The 17473-nt window shown below is 61.8% G+C and carries 23 protein-coding genes; 16 read left to right on the top strand and 7 right to left on the bottom strand.

The window, feature by feature from the left end; translation table 11 throughout:
• Nucleotides 1-50 precede the first annotated feature (50 nt).
• A complete protein-coding gene (locus CVS28_RS20135) occupies nucleotides 51-233 on the top strand; it encodes a hypothetical protein (protein ID WP_243399791.1) in 183 nt (60 codons plus the stop codon).
• Entirely contained in the window at nucleotides 205-546 is a 342-nt protein-coding gene (locus tag CVS28_RS08715) for a GrpB family protein (RefSeq protein WP_341476405.1), read from the top strand. The genes CVS28_RS20135 and CVS28_RS08715 overlap by 29 nt, the downstream gene beginning before the upstream one ends.
• A gap of 7 nt (nucleotides 547-553) precedes the next feature.
• On the opposite strand, the gene CVS28_RS08710 is transcribed toward CVS28_RS08715, so the two are convergent.
• Nucleotides 554-1105: a GNAT family N-acetyltransferase gene (locus tag CVS28_RS08710; protein WP_243399790.1), complete on the bottom strand. Its 552-nt coding sequence runs from the start codon at nucleotides 1103-1105 to the stop codon at nucleotides 554-556.
• Between the two features lie 9 nt (nucleotides 1106-1114).
• A complete protein-coding gene (locus CVS28_RS08705) occupies nucleotides 1115-1609 on the bottom strand; it encodes a GNAT family N-acetyltransferase (protein ID WP_103465578.1) in 495 nt (164 codons plus the stop codon).
• 175 nt (nucleotides 1610-1784) lie between these two features.
• Between CVS28_RS08705 and CVS28_RS08700 the strand changes: the two genes are divergently transcribed.
• On the top strand, nucleotides 1785-2084 hold the full coding sequence (locus tag CVS28_RS08700) for a hypothetical protein (RefSeq protein WP_133159083.1): 300 nt from the start codon (nucleotides 1785-1787) through the stop codon (nucleotides 2082-2084).
• Between the two features lie 135 nt (nucleotides 2085-2219).
• Entirely contained in the window at nucleotides 2220-2630 is a 411-nt protein-coding gene (locus tag CVS28_RS08695) for a CbbQ/NirQ/NorQ domain-containing protein (protein WP_103465580.1), read from the top strand.
• On the opposite strand, the gene CVS28_RS08690 is transcribed toward CVS28_RS08695, so the two are convergent.
• Both CVS28_RS08690 and CVS28_RS08685 read right to left on the bottom strand, forming a co-directional pair.
• Nucleotides 2623-3339: an MFS transporter gene (locus CVS28_RS08690; protein ID WP_103481255.1), complete on the bottom strand. Its 717-nt coding sequence runs from the start codon at nucleotides 3337-3339 to the stop codon at nucleotides 2623-2625. The two genes, CVS28_RS08695 and CVS28_RS08690, sit on opposite strands and share 8 nt — an antisense overlap.
• A gap of 41 nt (nucleotides 3340-3380) precedes the next feature.
• Nucleotides 3381-3899 (bottom strand): MFS transporter, encoded by a 519-nt coding sequence (locus CVS28_RS08685; RefSeq protein WP_103481254.1) that lies wholly within the window; start codon nucleotides 3897-3899, stop codon nucleotides 3381-3383.
• 52 nt (nucleotides 3900-3951) lie between these two features.
• On the opposite strand from CVS28_RS08685, the gene CVS28_RS08680 reads away from it, so the two are divergent.
• From CVS28_RS08680 to CVS28_RS08670, 3 genes are all read left to right on the top strand, one after another.
• On the top strand, nucleotides 3952-4965 hold the full coding sequence (locus CVS28_RS08680) for a GlxA family transcriptional regulator (protein ID WP_207797182.1): 1014 nt from the start codon (nucleotides 3952-3954) through the stop codon (nucleotides 4963-4965).
• Nucleotides 4966-5364: 399 nt separating this feature from the next.
• Complete coding sequence (locus CVS28_RS08675; RefSeq protein ID WP_103481253.1) at nucleotides 5365-5979, top strand: DJ-1/PfpI family protein; 615 nt, start codon at nucleotides 5365-5367, stop codon at nucleotides 5977-5979.
• On the top strand, nucleotides 5976-6476 hold the full coding sequence (locus CVS28_RS08670; RefSeq protein ID WP_103481252.1) for a MarR family winged helix-turn-helix transcriptional regulator: 501 nt from the start codon (nucleotides 5976-5978) through the stop codon (nucleotides 6474-6476). Before CVS28_RS08675 ends, CVS28_RS08670 begins: the two co-directional genes overlap by 4 nt.
• Nucleotides 6477-6571: 95 nt before the next feature.
• Here the strand turns inward: CVS28_RS08670 and CVS28_RS08665 are convergent, their stop codons facing one another.
• Together CVS28_RS08665 and CVS28_RS08660 are read right to left on the bottom strand one after the other, a co-directional pair.
• A complete protein-coding gene (locus tag CVS28_RS08665) occupies nucleotides 6572-7159 on the bottom strand; it encodes an HAAS signaling domain-containing protein (RefSeq protein WP_103481251.1) in 588 nt (195 codons plus the stop codon).
• Entirely contained in the window at nucleotides 7156-7533 is a 378-nt protein-coding gene (locus CVS28_RS08660; RefSeq protein WP_103465585.1) for a PadR family transcriptional regulator, read from the bottom strand. Before CVS28_RS08660 ends, CVS28_RS08665 begins: the two co-directional genes overlap by 4 nt.
• A 112-nt stretch (nucleotides 7534-7645) precedes the next feature.
• Between CVS28_RS08660 and CVS28_RS08655 the strand changes: the two genes are divergently transcribed.
• Nucleotides 7646-8194, top strand: coding sequence for a YdeI/OmpD-associated family protein (locus CVS28_RS08655; protein ID WP_243399789.1), 549 nt, complete (start codon nucleotides 7646-7648; stop codon nucleotides 8192-8194).
• On the opposite strand, the gene CVS28_RS08650 is transcribed toward CVS28_RS08655, so the two are convergent.
• Entirely contained in the window at nucleotides 8191-8796 is a 606-nt protein-coding gene (locus CVS28_RS08650) for an acVLRF1 family peptidyl-tRNA hydrolase (RefSeq protein WP_103465587.1), read from the bottom strand. The two genes, CVS28_RS08655 and CVS28_RS08650, sit on opposite strands and share 4 nt — an antisense overlap.
• Before the next feature lie 32 nt (nucleotides 8797-8828).
• On the opposite strand from CVS28_RS08650, the gene CVS28_RS08645 reads away from it, so the two are divergent.
• From CVS28_RS08645 to CVS28_RS08610, 8 genes are all read left to right on the top strand, one after another.
• Nucleotides 8829-10271, top strand: coding sequence for a replication-associated recombination protein A (locus tag CVS28_RS08645; protein WP_243399788.1), 1443 nt, complete (start codon nucleotides 8829-8831; stop codon nucleotides 10269-10271).
• Between the two features lie 272 nt (nucleotides 10272-10543).
• On the top strand, nucleotides 10544-11170 hold the full coding sequence (gene rpsD, locus CVS28_RS08640; RefSeq protein ID WP_103465588.1) for a 30S ribosomal protein S4: 627 nt from the start codon (nucleotides 10544-10546) through the stop codon (nucleotides 11168-11170).
• A gap of 164 nt (nucleotides 11171-11334) precedes the next feature.
• Nucleotides 11335-11709 (top strand): DUF948 domain-containing protein, encoded by a 375-nt coding sequence (locus tag CVS28_RS08635; protein WP_103465589.1) that lies wholly within the window; start codon nucleotides 11335-11337, stop codon nucleotides 11707-11709.
• 24 nt (nucleotides 11710-11733) lie between these two features.
• A complete protein-coding gene (locus tag CVS28_RS08630; protein ID WP_103465590.1) occupies nucleotides 11734-11967 on the top strand; it encodes a hypothetical protein in 234 nt (77 codons plus the stop codon).
• An 81-nt stretch (nucleotides 11968-12048) separates the two neighbouring features.
• On the top strand, nucleotides 12049-14730 hold the full coding sequence (gene alaS, locus CVS28_RS08625; RefSeq protein ID WP_103481249.1) for an alanine--tRNA ligase: 2682 nt from the start codon (nucleotides 12049-12051) through the stop codon (nucleotides 14728-14730).
• Between the two features lie 46 nt (nucleotides 14731-14776).
• Entirely contained in the window at nucleotides 14777-15328 is a 552-nt protein-coding gene (ruvX, locus tag CVS28_RS08620) for a Holliday junction resolvase RuvX (RefSeq protein ID WP_279325064.1), read from the top strand.
• The gene (gene mltG / locus CVS28_RS08615) at nucleotides 15325-16557 is read left to right on the top strand and encodes an endolytic transglycosylase MltG (RefSeq protein WP_103481248.1); all 1233 of its coding nucleotides are present in this window, start codon (nucleotides 15325-15327) and stop codon (nucleotides 16555-16557) included. Before ruvX ends, mltG begins: the two co-directional genes overlap by 4 nt.
• Complete coding sequence (locus tag CVS28_RS08610; protein ID WP_103481247.1) at nucleotides 16558-17469, top strand: shikimate dehydrogenase; 912 nt, start codon at nucleotides 16558-16560, stop codon at nucleotides 17467-17469.
• The last annotated feature ends 4 nt before the right edge of the window (nucleotides 17470-17473 follow it).

Genomic DNA, 17473 nt, shown 5'->3' with positions numbered 1-17473 from the left:
CACGCCCCGCGAGTACGTACCTCAGAGATCTCCGGCTATAGGCTGGGTGGATGCCCAGCAGCTCAGAATTCAGCGCACGCCGTCCCTATGTCACCGATGTGGAGCTTATCGGCGGCGTCGAAAAGCGCAGCCTCACCATAGTGGAGTACGACCCGATCTGGCCAGCCATTTTCAACATCAGTTCCAGGGCTTGCGGCGAAACCGATTGTCGACATCCTCGTAACGGTTGCTGACATCACCGCAGAGGAGGATTACCTCAGCCCTCTTTTGGATGTTGGTTATGAGCTTCGGATCCGTGAGCCTGGACATCGTATGGTCAGGACACCGGCACTCGATGTTCATATCCACCTGCTCGAGGTCAAGCATCCAAGTGTTAGTGCCTACCTCGAGTTCCGCAACAGGTTGCGGAAGCATGCCCAGGATAGAGACCTCTATGCTCGGACAAAACGTGAGCTCCTGACGCAGGACTGGCCAGACATGAATGCCTATGCCGCTGCCAAGGCCGAAGTCATCAAAGATATCCTGTCACGAGCGCACCCCAGGTAGCGCTTCATCAGGCATCCTGGTCGTGCAGGATTGTTTGGTAGAGGTTGTGGTCCTGCCAAGTCCCGGCGATCTTGAGGTACTCGGGCGCCAGGCCAATCTGCTCGAAGCCAGCCTTCAACAACACCCGCTGCGAGCCAATATTGTGCAGCAGTGTGCCTGCTTCTATGCGGTGCAGCCCAAGTTCGTCACGGGCAGTTTCGACGAGCACCTTGACCGCAGCGGAGGCCAGGCCACGACCTGCGTACTGTTTATCCACCCAGTAGCCCAACCCCGCGCTCTGGAAGGGGCCGCGCACTATGCCGGTCAGGTTGAACCGGCCCACGAGGACATCGCCGGCAAACAACCCGAAAGGAAACCCCTGGCCAGCCTCTGTGGCCGCAAGGCGGTTCACCATGTCAGCAGCCTGCCAGGCCTCCGTGTAATATTCCTCGGGACGTACCGGTTCCCACGGAGCAAGATATTCCCGGTTGCGCAGATAGGCGGCAGAAAGTGCCGCCGCATCGTTCGTTCGCAGTAACCGAATATGGACGTCTTCACTAAGTTTTCGTGATTCAAACACCCGTCAACACTATGCCAAGCGTGTTTCTTGCGGCTGGGAGTTGTCAGCAAGATCCAGCAGCATGAATACACTGTGCGGATCAGGAACATAGGGCCCAAAGGGTGGGCACTCGGTAAATCCGTGCCGTGCGTAGAGTCGCCGAGCCGGGGCGAAGAACTCATGGCTGCCCGTCTCCAGGTACAGACATCGGTAGCCGCGGTTCCGGGATTCTGCAACAATCCTCTCGAGAAGCAAGGCAGCAACACCACGTCCACGCGCAGCAGGGGTGGTGCGCATGGACTTGACTTCGGCATGGAAGGGGTCCATTTGTTGCAAAGCACCACAGCTGAGCAGCTGCTCACCGTCGCGCGCGGTCCAAAACGTTACACCCTGTTCGGACAGCGCCGAATGGTCCAAGGCATGGACACTGTCGGCTGGCGAGGTGGCAAACATGTCGGCCAGGTGCTCCTCGAGCAGTCGCCGAACCTCTGCCTGTTGGGGGTCGTCAATCTCAATCAAAATCATGGGTAGACCATATCCTCAATTGTTGTTCGACTGTGGAACATTGGCGACGGCGAATGCTCCTGCAGGGTTCCGCACCGCATATGCTCTGGTCGCCCCATGGCAGCCCATGCCACACTGTGAACCAGCGGGCCCTCCACGGTGCTGGTTTCAGTGCCCAAATCCCTCCCAGGAGGCCGTGAGCATGTGGGACTGGATCAGGTGCCGGGCACTCATTCTGGCTGTGGTGCCGTTCGTGATCGCAGGCTCACTCTGGTTCCTGTCCCAGAAGGCCGGAGGTTGGTACGAGCCGGGGTTCTTCCTCATCCTGATACTCTCGAGGCCCGTCCTGGCGGGAATGGCTGCCTTCGCTGTCATTTTCGCCTTCCGAAGGGAAGACGGCATTCGCAGGTTGGAAGGAGTATCAAAGGTCGCCAGTCTTTCCGCACTCGTTGTATTCGGCGGAGTGGTCCTCACTGGTTCTGCCGGCATCATCTAGTCCCTCTGGATCTAGCTTCCGGTCTTGGAACCTGCCGGGACCCCGCGATTCAAGTCAAGCAGGATCAAAGAAGCGCCGTCGTCCCGCTCGGCCTACAGTGGAAGCCATAAAGCAGCCGATAGAAAGGAACTGATCATGAACACCACTTTCAGCAAAGAGGAAAAAGCAGCAATGCGTGCAGCCGCGGCCGAAGCCAAGGCCGCACAACAGGGCGCCGACCTGGAAGCGGCATGCCTGGCTGCAATCGCCGAGATGACGGGTACGGACAAGGAGTTGGCTGAGACGTTGCATCACCTGGTCAAGACGCACACTTCCTTGGGGGCAAAGACTTGGTACGGCATGCCGGCGTACACAAACACCAATGGCAAGGTGGTGGTGTTTTTTCAAGGCGCCACAAAGTTCAAGACGCGGTACGCCACCATTGGCTTCCAGGATGATGCAAACCTCGACGACGGTAATTTCTGGCCTAGCTCCTATGCCGTGAAAAAGCTGACGGCCGCCGATCAGAAGCGGTTGGTGGCGCTGCTGGAGAAGGCTGTCAGCTAGACATACCTGCTGCTGCACCCTCCGAACGGCCTACCGCTGCCTGATCCCCAGTGCCGGCTGCGACCGGCGACGATGGATAGACGGGGGAGCGCCTGCTTCCGGTCCGGATGGTCAACCAGGCAAGGACAGCCAGCATGGCCGCGGTCGTGGTGAGTGCCAGAGCATTGACGCCTCCCCACCCCAACAGTTGGAGCAGGCCCGCGGCGGCGAAGGAGCCCGCAGCCGAGATGGCGGCAGTTGCCCCGTCAGTGAAACCCTGAAGTTTGGCTCCTCTGCCCTGAGGGTACGACTGGAGCAGGAGCGCCGAGCCTGCGACGAACAAGATATTCCATCCCACGCCCACCAGGGCCAACGTCACCGTCATGGCCCATCCGGAGTGCGTGATTATCCCGAGGGCGCACCCGCTGGCCATGATGAAACCACCGGCAACATTGGTTTTGAAGACGCCAAACTTCTTGAGAAATAACGCGCTCAGTGCTGATGGGGCAAACATGCCGATGAGGTGCCACTGGATCATGGTTGCGCCCAGGGCAGGGGAGTGCCCCACATGGTGGTTCGCCAAGGGGCCTGTAGCCATGACGAGCGTCATCACGAGTCCGGAACCGGTCAAAACGAGCACCGCCTGCTGGAACCGGGGATTACCCGCCCGGTCCCGAATCTTGATGGCGGGGTCATTGATTTCCATGCCGCCGCCAGTGGACGGCGGCATGCTCGATGCCAAGCACAGGGCGCCAACGCCCAGAATGGCTATCAATACGCACGAACCCACAAACGGTGTTCGGCGGCTTTCGATGCTGCAACGGCGGCGAACGGCCCCAGGGCGGCAGCAATGATCCCGCCATACATCACCAGAGCCAAGGCCCGTTCGCGTCTGGCTGGTGGAGCAAATTCGGCAGCAACAAAACGCAGAAACCCGCCCACGGCCCGGTATCCACCAGTCAGTGCAGTCCCGAGACAAAACAGTGTAAATGACTGGGATGCGACGGCGACGGCCGAAAGGACTCCGCCGACGACTGCTGTCAGGGATCCGGCCATCATGACCGGCCGGTACCCGAAGCGTGCAGCGGCATGTCCGGCAATGAAGGAACATGCCGTTCCAACCACCACAATCAGGCTCAGTGGAAGCGTCATCAACATGGGTGTGGGGGCCAGTGACATGCCCACCAAGCCGGTGAGCGTCAGGTCAACGCTGACAATCATGTAGTAGCAGGCCTGGGCAGCGATGAGGCGAGGCAGTAGATTACGAAAACTGGAAGCGTGGTGGGTCATGCTTCCACAATTCCATTGGGAAAGCTGCGCGGACAGTGGCAAGATAGCCACTATGCAAATGTATCCTGCCACACCTGCCGGAAGCGGCGCCCACCCAGATACCGGCAAGGGCCGGATCAAGGTTGCAGTCCTGGCCTTGCCGGAAGTCCTGCCTCTGGACTTTGGCATACCCTTCCAGGTCCTTGGGCGGAACACTCCCGGCCTCTACGAAGTGGCCACATGTTCAGCTGGTGGGCAGCCTGTCCCTGCAGTGGGAGGCTTCTCAGTGGCCCCGGACAGGGGCTTGGAACTGCTCGCCGAAGCGGACACCGTGATCATTCCGGGCTATACAGCGTCCCGGGAGCCGCTCCAAGCGGAGGTTCACGCGGCCTTGCGGCAGGCCCATGGGCGAGGAGCCCGCATGGTCTCCATCTGCACGGGTGCCTTTGCGCTGGCCCAGGCCGGCATCCTGGACGGGCTGGCAGCCACCACCCACTGGGGATCCGCGGCAGATCTGGCCGCCCGCTACCCGCGCATCGCTGTGGATGAAAATGTGCTTTTCGTCGACAACGGCCAGGTGCTCACTTCGGCAGGAGTGGCTGCCGGGATTGATCTTTGCCTGCATTTGGTTCGCAGCGACTGGGGGTCAGCACAGGCAAATCTGACGGCACGCTCGATAGTTTCTGCGCCCCGCCGGGAAGGCACGCAATCGCAATTCATTGAGCACCGTCCTGTGTATGGGACCTCGGATCAGCCGCGCGACGTCGCAGCCGCCATGGAGTGGGCCGCCACCCACTTGCACCGGCCCATCACACTGGCGCACATCAGCGCGGCAACGGCGCTTAGCGAAAGGACCCTCGCCCGCAGATTTGAGACGCATGCCGGAACTACACCCATGAAGTGGCTGGCGATGCAACGCGTGGAACGTGCCAAGGAGCTATTGGAGACGACGGCGGCCCCTATTGACAGGATTGCCGCGTCCGTGGGTATGGGGACCGGTGCCAACTTCCGCACCATCTTCAAAAAATCGACATCCCTTACTCCCAGTCAGTACCGGCATGCTTTCAACGCCAGCCACGGCAAGTAGTCATTCCGGGACGAGTGTTGTCGCAAATTCGATGAGTCGCGTCCAGGTGTCCGGGTCTTGGGGCTTGAATTCGCGGCCGAGGGGCGTTCGCCCGAGACCAGCCAATCTCAGCCGCCAGCCGGTCCAGAATCTCGCCCTTGACCTTCTTTGAAATATCCCTCCAGCACACCAAAGCGCCCGAACAGGCACCAGAGATTTCGCCAGCATTTATCACTTGAGGCACGCCCCCATTTCGAGAGCATCATGAGGCACCGCGTGGGCTTTGGTGGCCAACTTTGTCGGCCGCATGAAGCCACTCAATGCCACGTCCTGTGAACTGCGCCAAAAAAGACATTGACAGCGTCCGGTCATTCGGCGGAGAATGACAGTACGCTGTCAACTTTGAAGGTAGGGCAACAAATGAAAACTGTGATTCTTTACGCGACGGACACCATGGCGGACTGGGAGTATGGCCATCTCCTGGCCGGATTGACGATGGCTGAGCAGGCTGCGCCCGGCCGGTTCAAGCTGGTGGTGGCTTCCGAGGGTCCGGGGGAGTATGTAACAACCATGGGCGGCTTGCGACTTCACCCCGATCTGCAGCTCAGCGAGCTAGACCTCGACAACGTTGCCGCGCTCATTCTCCCCGGAGCCGACACCTGGGGCGCCGGCCATGACGCCATTCTCCGCGTGGCCGGAGATCTGTTGCTGGCGGGCACGCCAGTGGCGGCAATTTGTGGCGCCACGCTTGGGCTGGCACGAAGGGGGCTTCTCAATGACAGGCCCCACACCAGCAACGCCCCCGAATTTCTGCTCGGCGCTCACGAGTACCAGGGCGCGGCCCACTACCTGTCACAGAAGAGCGTCACTGACGGGAACCTCATCACGGCGCCCGCAACGGCTCCCATCGAATTCGCCAGAGCCGTTTTTGAGCGGCTCGAACTCTTCCCCCAGCCGATGATCGACGCGTGGTACGGGCTGTACACCACCGGAGACAAGAAGTACTTTGACCAACTGACTGGCGCCGCCGAATGAGTGAACGGTCCGCCGGCGGCGATGCGCTGACAAACTTGGTCCTGCCGATCTTCGAGCTCAACGGCGAGTTTCTTGCCGCAGCACGCGACATTGCAGAACCGGCCGGACTCACCCCCGCCTGGTGGCAAGTCCTTGGCGCAACGCTGGATGAACCGCTGACGGTCTCGGAGATTGCGCGCCGGGTCGGCTTGGGGCTGGCCCGCCAAAGCGTGCAACGAAGTGCGGACATTCTCGTAGACAAAGGCTGGGCCGAGTATCTGGCGAACCCGCACCATCAGCGAGCCAAGCTTTTGCAACCCACCCCGGCCGGCCGGGAATCAATCATCGGGTTGCGCCATGCGCAGCACCAGTGGGCCGACGCGGTGGGGAATGCCGTCAGTGAAAGTGAACTGCTGGCCGTGCAGGGAATTATTCAACGCATCATCGCCGCGTCCCGGGCATTCCGGGGGGATTCGGTGTCGATCCCGGATGAAGAATTGCCGGGCGGCCCTGGCTAGGGGCGTGGACTGGGCGGTGGCATGTCCAGTCACCTGGCCGTGCGTCCAAGACCTTGAAAGGAGGCGGATCTCAACCACCAATTCCGCCACGGCACTTAGCGCGGACGACGGCGAAAGACCCGCCACGCACGGCTTGTTCCAATGAAGGCAAGGGCTGCCAGTCCCAGGGGGAACCACAGCGCGGCGTCTCCGCTCCACCCAATTCCGATGCCCTCAGCTGTGGAGACTACCAGGACGTCTACAAAGAAGAAGTGTGAGCTGAATTCCCCGCCAGCCTGGTGGGCCACTGATAGCATCCCCAAGGTGTAGGTGAGCCCGAGAATCCAATACACCATCAGTGCTGCCAGTCCAGCCGCCACTCCTGCAGTCCACAAAACGCGTTTCTTGGACGTGCCCTCGGCATAGCTGGCGGCCAATTCGCGGGGCTCGCCGAGTCCTGAAATGGCCTCTTGTAGCGTGTGAATGTCAGCTTCGGCGTCGATGATGTTGCGCAGATCGTTGAGAATCTCCTTGCGGCGACGGCCGGGGACGCGCCCGTCAAGGAACAGGTCCACCTTGAGCAGGTACCATTCGCGCCGCGCGGCGTGGGCCAGTCCGCGTCCTCGTGATGTGTTGGTAGCACGCTGTTCTTGCTGGGGATCGCGCGGGCCTTCCGCATCCAGTTTCTGGTGGCTTGAATTCATGACTTGTTCCGATCTGTTGGCTGCTGTGAAGTTTGGCTGGCGGGGGAGAGGCCGCGCTCGGCCACGTCGGCAAGGTCCCGCCACCTATGTGCCGCATCGACCCGGGCCAACTGGCCTTGCTCAGTCAACAGGTAGTACTTTCTGGCCGGTCCCGACTGGGATTTCTGGGTGTAGCTGTTGAGCAGGCCATCGCGCTCGAATCTGCTCAGCACGGGGTACACGGCGCCCGTTGCCAGACCGGCCAGCCCCAGGGCCCGCAGGCGTTCGACCAGGTCGTAGCCGTAGGACTCCCGCTCACCCAACAACGCAAGAATGAGCATGGGCAACACGCCGCGCAGCAGCTGGGGGTCGTGTGGTTCGGGAGATCTGTCCATCCTGGTAGTCTGCCACAGCTATTAGTCAATGAGTAGTAGTTGTCAGGTTATAGATGGCCAATGGATCAAGAGTGTGGTTGCCTCAAGGGTGAAGTGACGAGGAGGGAACATCGTGGTGGAAATACTTGAGTTTTCCCAGGCAGCCGAATGGGAGTCGTGGCTGACCGAGCACCAGGACCAGCAGGTTCAGGCGTGGCTGCGGGTCGGCAAAAAGCGCTCGGCCGTCGCGCTGATCACCATCGCCGAAGCCGCAGACGTTGGCCTGTGTTTCGGCTGGATCGACGGCCAGCGGAAGGGCCTTGACCAGGACTCCTTTCTTCAGCGCTACTCACGCCGCAGGGCAAGAAGTTCCTGGTCCCTCATAAATGTCCAGAAGGCCGAGGCGCTGATGGCCGCCGGGCGCATGCGCCCGTCTGGGCTCGTGGAGGTCGACGCCGCCAAGGCTGACGGCAGGTGGGCGGCAGCCTACGAGCCGCAGCGCACGGCCAGTGTTCCGGCTGAGCTGACTGTCGCGTTGGAGAGTGACCCGGTTGCCCGCGCGGCCTTTGAGGGCCTCGGTCGATCCGAGCGGTACCTGCTGATACTGCCGCTGCTCAGGAGCGTCACCGTGGAGGCCCGGGCGAAGGCCCTGGCCCGGATCCTTGCGCAGTTGAGCGGCTAATCCAAAGCGTCGGTGATTCTGATGCGAAGGGAGCAAAAATCCGCGGCCGCCCGCGTCAGCACATCCATTTTCGGATCCACCACGGCCAGGGGTGCCAGCCGGGGAAGCCTTGCATATTGGCGCAGTGCCGAGGCCGCCAAGGCGGACTCCACCAGCAGTTTGTCGCCGCCGGTGGCTAGATACTCAAAACGGTGGTCGCCAAAGATGCGTGCAGCCTCCTGTGCGGCACGTTCGGCCACGGCAGCACCGGCATCCCCGCCGCGGGACCGTGCCGAGGCGCTGCCCACCTTGTGTGCCAGCAGTTTTCCTGCCACGGCAACGCCCACGGCAAAGCCGCCGCGGCGGGCCAGCAGTATGCCGATCCGGCGTTCCTGCGCGGCCACGGACACCACCCGCTCCAGCAGGTCCGCCCCGCGTCCCGGGCGTCCATCGTCAGGCCAGGGTGCGCTGAGCAGCGCGGCTGCGCCGTCGCACATGCGCAACTCCACGCCGTCGTCCGTGTCCTGGGCTAGCTCCAAACCGCCGTGGGCGGCTGAAAACCGCTCCACCCAGCCGGGCATGCGGGCGGGCGAAACGAATGCAGTGCGGTTTGCGGTGTTCACGCAGCAAGACTACCGGGGGATAGCCTAGAGGGGTGAGTGACCTTTTTAGCAGTGTAAATGACGGCGATGACGACACGGACGACGCCGGATCCCTCACCTTTGGGGGTGGCACCAGCACCCAGGCTGCCCGGCCCCGCAGCCCCCTGGCGGTGCGCATGCGCCCACGCAGCCTGGCTGAAGTGGTGGGTCAGCAGCACCTTTTGGGCCCCGGCTCACCGCTGCATATGCTGGCAGCCGGCGGAAGTGCCGGCGGTCCTGCCGGGCCCGCCTCCGTGATGCTGTGGGGACCTCCCGGAACCGGAAAAACCACTCTGGCGCATGTGATTGCACGCGGTCCGGGCCGCAAGTTCGTGGAACTCTCAGCGATTACGGCCGGTATGAAGGATGTTCGCAGGGTCATGGACCAGGCACTCACCGACAGGGACCTGCACGGCCGCACCACAGTTTTATTCCTCGATGAGATTCACCGTTTCAACAAGGCCCAGCAGGACGCCCTGCTGCCCGGGGTGGAAAACCGCTGGGTGGTGCTGATTGCCGCCACCACCGAAAACCCGTCGTTCTCCGTGGTGGCGCCGCTGCTGTCGCGCTCCATTTTGCTGACCCTGCAGCCTTTGACCAATGCCGACATTGCGGGCTTGCTGGAGCGGGCCATTGTTGACCCGCGCGGACTGGACAGACTGGTTTCGGTGACGGATGAGGCCATGGACCACCTGGTGCGGCTGGCCAGTGGCGATGCCAGGCGGGCATTGACCACTTTGGAGGCTGCGGCCGGCGTAGCGCTGAACGAACTGGATCCTGAGGCCACCACCGCCGACGGGCCGGTGGTTGTTGACCTGGACATAGCCGAGCGGGCCATTGACGCTGCCGCGGTGCGCTACGACAGGGCAGGGGATCAGCACTACGACATCATCAGCGCCTTCATCAAGTCCGTGCGCGGCTCCGATGTGGACGCGGCGCTGCACTATTTGGCCCGCATGCTCGAGGCGGGGGAAGACCCGCGCTTCATCAGCCGGCGCATCATGATTTCCGCGGCCGAGGATGTTGGCATGGCGGACCCCACCGCCCTGCAAACAGCTGTTGCGGCGGCCCAGGCCGTGGCGTTGATTGGCATGCCCGAGGCTCGGATCATCCTTGCCGAGGCTGTGGTCCATGTGGCAACGGCGCCCAAATCCAATGCCGCCTACCTGGGCATCAACGCGGCCATCGCCGATGTGCGGGCTGGCAAGGGAACCATGGTTCCGTTGCCGCTGCGCGACGCCCACTACTCAGGCTCCGCGGGGCTGGGGCACGGCAAGGGTTACCTTTACGCCCACGATGCACCCCACTCCATAGCCACCCAGCAATACCCCCCTGATGACCTGGTGGGACGCAACTACTACGTTCCCACGCAGAACGGGCATGAGCGCGACCTGGACACCCGCGTGGCACGGCTGCGGGAGCTGATCCGTGGCACGGAACCCGGTGCCAAGCGCTAAAGCAGCACCCGACTGAGTCGTTGCGCGGAAAAATCGGCAGGCTGACACGGGAGGCAACTTGGTGCCCGTGTTGGGTGAAGTGGTAGAGTTGATGCTGCACTGGCAAGCCTTGGCTCCATGCACAACATCACTGCTGAAAAAGCGCGAATCTTCGCGCCCTTTCACGAGCTTGTTGCGCATGCCCAGGTGCTGTAGCGATGGGTTGCAATAGCCCCAACTCTCCACAATGGAGGCCAGAACAAATACTTATTGCAAATATTGGAAGGACACAAGTGGCTAACAACACACGTGCCCGCCGTCAGGCCCGCCTTTCGCGAGCCCTCGGCATTGCTTTGACCCCGAAGGCTGCCAAGTACCTGGAACGCCGCCCGTACGGCCCCGGTGAGCATGGCCGCGCCCGCAAGAAGCAGGACAGCGACTACGCGGTACGCTTGCGCGAAAAGCAGCGTCTGCGCGCCCAGTACGGCATCCGCGAAGCACAGCTCACGCGTGCCTTCGAAGAAGCCAAGCGCACCAAGGGCATGACCGGTGAAAACCTGGTTGAGATCTTGGAAACCCGTTTGGACGCCTTGGTTCTGCGTGCAGGCTTCGCCCGCACCACCGCCCAGGCTCGCCAGCTGGTTGTGCACCGCCACATCATGGTTGACGGCGCCCGCGTGGACCGTCCGTCATTCCGCGTTGCCGAGGGTCAGCTGATCCACGTGCACCCGCGCAGCCAGTCCATGGCTCCTTTGCAGCTTGCTGCAGCTGGTGCTCACCGCGACGTGCTCCCCGCCGTCCCGGCCTACTTGGATGTCAAGCTGGAGAGCCTGCAGGCTCGTCTGGTTCGCAAGCCCAAGCGCGCCGAGGTTCCCGTAACCTGTGAAGAGCAGCTGGTTGTTGAATTCTACTCACGCTAAATTTCATTAGCGTCAGTAGAGCTTACGATCATACGTAGCTTGAAACACAAAACAGCCCGCGGCACGCGCCGCGGGCTGTTTTGTAACCAAAGCACCTTTACTGTTCGGTAGGGTACTTAGGAGTGAAACTTACGTCCACGAGCAAGGAATTGAGGCAGCCCTCCATGAGTGGTGGCGATATTGCAGGATTGATAGCGGCGGGCGTCTTTGCCGTCCTGGTCGCGATACTGGCTGTTCCCATTCTGAAATTGGGCAAAGTCTTCGACGAAATGCGCGTCACCATCAAGCAAATCAGTGACGGCACCACGCCCCTCATTGATGAAGTCACAGCCACTGTGGCCACCACCAATACGGCGCTGGGCAAGGTGGATGGAATTTCCAACAATGTTTCAGACGCCACAGCCAACATTTCCGCTCTCTCGGCTTTGGTGGCCGCCACCATCGGCTCACCGCTGATCAAGGTGGCAGCGTTTTCCTACGGCGTGCGCCAGGCTTTTGCCGGCCGTGGAAAACCCAAACGCGGCAAACGCAGCCGCTAAAAGAAGCCACTGAAGGAGAAACTCATGAAGAAGATCTTTTGGCTCGGGGTGGGCATCACCATAGGGGTCATTGCCGCCCGCAAGATTTCCGCCGCACAAGGCGCCCTCGGGCCCGCGGGCCTCAACCGCGCGGTAGGCCGTGTCAGCGACTCGATTCACGACTTTGCCGACGCCCTGCGTGAGAACATGAATGAGCGCGAATCGGATTTGCGCGTGGCACTGGGCGTTGACCAGGCCAGCAGCTCCGAACGCCGCTAACCACTTTTCACGCACTTCGCCCATGTGAAGTACATTTTTGCCCGCTAGAACGCTAGAACTATTGAAGGAGCCACCAGGCTAATGAAATCGCACGACATTGCAAGCCGCTGGGTAGATTTTTTCGCCAGCAAGTCACACACCCCCGTGCCCTCAGCTTCACTGGTGTCCTCCGACCCGTCACTGTTGTTCACAGTTGCCGGCATGGTTCCCTTCATTCCCTACCTCACCGCCCGTGAAGTTCCGCCGTTCCAGCGTGCCACGAGCGTGCAGAAATGCATCCGCACCGGCGACATTGACGAGGTGGGCAAGACTGTCCGCCACGGCACCTTCTTCCAGATGTGCGGGAACTTCTCCTTTGGGGACTACTTCAAGGAAGGCGCCATCAGCTACGCATGGGAGCTGCTGACAAGCCCCCTTGATGCGGGCGGCTACGGCCTCCCGGCCGAGAAGCTGTGGGTCACCGTCTACCTCGACGATGAGGAAGCCCTGGAAATCTGGCGCGACAAGATCGGCGTCCCCGCTGACCGCATCCAGAAAATGGGCAAGGCAGACAACTACTGGTCCACCGGCCAGCCCGGCCCGGCCGGCCCCTGTTCGGAAATATTCTACGATCGCGGCCCCGAGTACGGCATTGACGGCGGCCCGGCCGCTGACGACACCCGCTACATTGAAATCTGGAACCTCGTCTTCATGCAGTTCCAGCGTGGCGAAGGCACCGGCAAGGACAATTTTGAGATTCTGGGCGAACTGCCCAAGAAGAACATCGACACCGGCCTGGGCCTTGAACGCCTGGCCATGATTCTCCAGGGCGTGGAGAACATGTACGAGACCGACCAGGTCCGTCCCGTCCTGGACAAGGCAGCCGAACTCGCCGGCAAGGACTACACCTCCACCGAGGATCCCAAGGACCCGCACCACACCGATGATGTGCGTCTGCGCGTTGTGGCCGACCATATCCGTTCTTCGTTGATGCTGATTTCCGACGGCGTATCACCCTCCAACGAAGGCCGCGGTTACGTGCTGCGCCGCCTGATCCGCCGGGCCGTGCGCGCCATGCGCCTGCTGGGCGTGGAAACCGCTGTGCTGCCGGATCTGCTGCCGGTCTCCCGCGACGCCATGAAGGGCGCCTACCCCGAGGTTGAGACTGACTTTGCGCGCATTGCCCGCATTGCCTACGCCGAGGAACGGTCCTTCCTGCGCACCATCGCCAGCGGCACCGCACGCCTGGAAGAGGCGGTCAAGGAATCAAAGGCCGCCAACACCCACCTCACAGCTGCCGAGGCCTTCGCCCTCCATGACACCTACGGTTTCCCCATCGACCTGACACTGGAAATGGCTGGCGAAGCCGGCCTGGCAGTGGATGAGAGCGGCTTCCGGGCCCTCATGCTGGAGCAGCGCCAGCGCGCCCAAAAGGATGCCAAGGCCAAGAAGAGCGGCCACGCCGATCTCACGGTGTTCCACGAACTGCTGGCCAAGGGCGAGACTGTCTTCACCGGCTACAGCGAATTGGAGAGCCAGGGCCGTGTGCGCTCCATCCTCTCCAACGGGGCACCCGTGGCCTTCGCGTCCACCGGCCAGGAAGTTTCCCTCGTCCTGGATGAGACACCTTTCTACGCAGAGGCAGGCGGCCAGGCCGCCGACACCGGCCTGATCACCGGCGACGGCTTCGTGGTGGAAGTTCTGGACGTCCAGCGCCCCATCAAGGGACTGAGCGTCCATCACGCAATCGTTCGTGAGGGCGAACTGCCAGCCGACGCCATGGTGCGCGCCGCCGTCGACCGTGAACGCCGCCATGCAGGCGAGCAGGCCCACACAGGTACGCACATTGTGCACGCGGCCCTGCACCAGATTCTCGGCCCGGAGGCGCTGCAGCGAGGCTCTTACAACAAGGCCGGCTACCTGCGCTTTGACTTCTCCTGGGGTGAGGGCCTGAGTGCGGCAACCCGCTCTGAGATTGAAGAAGTGGCGAACATTGCCATTCGCAACAACTACCGCGTGGACACCAAGGTCATGGACCTGGACGCCGCCAAGGCGCTGGGTGCAACGGCTTTGTTCGGCGAGAACTATGGTGCGCAAGTGCGTGTTGTGGAGATCGACGGCGCATGGTCCCGTGAACTCTGCGGTGGCACCCATGTGGACAGCACGTCCCGCATTGGGTCGCTGACGTTGTTGGGCGAGCAGTCGGTGGGTTCGGGAAACCGCCGCGTGGAGGCCTTTGTGGGCATGGATGCGTTCCGCCACCTGGCCGCCGAGCGCGCCCTGGTCACCTCCCTCTCGGACATGCTCAAGGTTCCCTCCAGCCTCCTGCCGGAACGCGTGGCGGCAACCCTGGCCAAGCTCAAGACGGCCGAGAAGGAACTGGAGCGCCTGCGCAAGGAACAGCTCGGTGCGGCCGCAGCCAAGCTTGCCGACTCCTTTGTTGATGCCAACGGCGTGCGTGTCATTGCGCACGACGCCGGTGACGTCAGCAGTGCTGACGACCTGCGGGCCTTGGCCCTGGATTTGCGCGACCGCCTCGGTTCGGCACCATCCACCATTGCCGTCGCCGGTGCCGGCAACGGCCGCCCCATCATCTTGGTGGTCACCAATGAGGGCGCACGCGAGGCAGGCATCAAGGCTGGCAACCTGGTCAAGCTGGCCTCGGGCATCCTCGGCGGCGGTGGCGGCGGAAAGCCGGACATGGCCCAGGGTGGCGGCAGTGATGTCAACGCCATCGGTGCCGCACTGGCTGCTGTCAGTGACGCCGTGAAGAACCGGTCATAGGGCTCCGGTGCCGGAGAACAATTTCCCGCAGGGAATCAAACTTGGTGTGGACGTTGGTATGGTCCGTGTTGGTTTGGCCTCCTGCGACCCCGACGGGATCCTCGCCACACCCGTGAAAACGTTGAGTCGTGATCTGAAGAAGAACAGCGACATCAAGGTTTTAGTCAAGGAAGCGGCTGCGCGCGGCGTATGCCAGATCTTTGTGGGCTTGCCGCGGACCATGAAGGGCGAGGAAAAGGCTTCGGCACAGATGGCGCGCAGCTATGCGCAGCTCCTGACGCAGGCGCTGGCAGCGGCCGAGCTGGCAGTGCCAGTGATGCTGGTGGATGAGCGGCTGACAACTGTCAGTGCCCATACTGCCCTGCACAATGCTGGCGTCAGCAGTCGTGAACACCGTAAAGTAGTAGATCAAGTTGCAGCTGTTGAAATATTGCAACATGCTATCGATATGCAAAAAGCGCGCAACGCCAATGTTGGAGAGCAAGTGCGCGTACATCAGCCGAGCGTTGTGGGGACTGCCGGTGAATCTGACCACGAAGAGGTTTCCACCATTTCTACGCCAAGCAGTGTGCCGGATGAATCGACAAGGGCCCGATGAATAACGTATTCCGGGACGGCACAAACGCCCCGCACGACGACGCTGCCGAGCATTTTTGGGAGCACGAGCACGATTCCGCGGAGCACGCCGGGGAATACGTTGCCGAGCCCCCTTACCAGGACCATGGGGAAGCCTTGCCCTCGCGGCGGACCAGCCGCGTGTCCAAGCGGGTCCGCAAGCGCCGTCGTAGCCTGGTTTTCTTGATCATTTTGGTCATGTTCGCGGCCGTTGTGTACTTTGCCGTTCAAGCAGTGCGGCCCATGCTCGGCGGCTTCACGGTTGCTGACTACCCCGGCCCGGGTACGGGTTCGGTGCAGATTGTGGTCTCGGCTGGTGCCACGGGACGAACCGTGGCGGGTGAGCTTAAGACCAAGGATGTTGTTGCCAGTGAGCAGGCGTTCCTGGATGCCCTGACGGCAGCCGACGGCTCCGGCTCCTTGCAGCCGGGCACCTTCTCCATGAAGTTGCAGATGAAGGCCGCCGACGCTGTCACGATTCTGCTGGCGACCAGTGATGAGAAGGTCCACTACGCAGCAGTGGCGCAAAACCTGCGCATCAATGACACGCTGGCTGTTTTGGCCAAGAGCACTGGCATTGCCCAGGCCGATTTTGATGCCCTGGCCAAGCAGCCCCAACTCTTTGAGCTGCCCGCACAGGCCAAGAACCTGGAAGGCTATCTGGCCCCGGGGGAGTACCGCTTCCCCATTGAGCTGGACGCCAAGGGAATCCTGACCCAGATGGTTACGGCCACCAAAAAGTCACTCACTGACACGGGGATCACCGATCCGGCTGAGCAGTACCGGGTTTTGATCATTGCCAGCATCATTGAATTCGAAGGCAATGAGGCAAACTACGCCAAGATTTCCGGTGCCATCGAGAACCGCATCAACAACCCCAACGGCGAAACCGGTGGCCGGCTTGAATCCGATGCCACGGTGGCTTACGGACTGGGCCTGAAAACTTACAACCTCACGGCTGAACAAAAAGCTGACAAGACCAACTTGTACAACACCTTTGCCCTGCCCGGTCTGCCGGTGGGTCCCATCGGCTCACCCGGCATCAAGGCCATCGAAGCAGCAGCACACCCGGAAACAAACCCTTACTACTTCTGGGTGACAGTGGATTTGAAGACAGGCGAGACGCTTTACGCGGCCACGTTTGCCGAGCACCAGATGAATGTGACCAAATACGTTGCCTGGTGTGAAGCGAACCCGGGAGAGTGTAAATAATTGACTGATCCGCTTCGCGGCGCGGTGCTGGGCCACCCCATTGGCCACTCCAAGTCACCGGCCCTGCACAACGCTGCCTACGCCGCCTTGGGCGCCGAGCTTGGCTACTCAGCCATTGATGTTCAGGAGCCCGCCCTTGAGGGCTTCCTGGCTCAAGTACGTGCCGAGAAGCACTGGTACGGGCTCTCCGTCACCATGCCGTTGAAAAACGTGGCTGTGGGTTTGATGGATGAGCTCACCCCCACAGCCCGGGCCTTGGGCGCGGTCAACACCATTGTGTGCACCCAAACGCCCGCCGGTGTAACGCATTTGCGCGGGGACAACACGGACGTGGCAGGCCTGGTCAATGCCCTGCGCCATGCCGGGGTGGCGGAACGGCCACGCGCAGCCATCCTCGGCGGTGGCGGGACAGCCGTCTCAGCGGTTGCCGCGCTGGTTCAGCTGGGCGCCCCTGAGATCACTGTTTTTGTGCGCAACCTGGCCAAGGGATCCGACGTGCTGGCGGTGGCGGCCAACCTCGGTGTTGCCATCTCAGTTGAGCTCTTTGACGGCGCGGCGGACGCTTTGGCGGGGTTCGACGTCGTAATTTCCACCCTGCCGCCACGTGGTGCCGACGCGCTGGCGCACGCCTTCGCAGCTCAAGGCGCCGCTGTGGACGGTGCCTTGTTGCTTGACGCCGCCTACGACCCCTGGCCCAGTGCGCTGGCCCAGGCGTGGGAGCAGGCGGGCGGCGGTGTGGTTGCTGGAATTGAGATGCTTTTGTATCAGGGTGTGGAACAAGTCAAGCTGTTTACAGTCGCGGCAGGATACAGTGCGCTGGATACAGAACAAGTCGGGGACGTCATGGATGTGATGTGCGACGCAATCGGCGTCCACAGGCGAGATCCCCACGAACAGAACATGGCAGGATAGAGAG

Origin of the sequence: Arthrobacter glacialis (assembly GCF_002909415.1) — a bacterium.
Lineage (GTDB): Bacteria > Actinomycetota > Actinomycetes > Actinomycetales > Micrococcaceae > Specibacter > Specibacter glacialis.
Note: the sequence above shows the minus strand (reverse complement) of the source record. Positions and strands in the feature narration are given on the sequence as shown.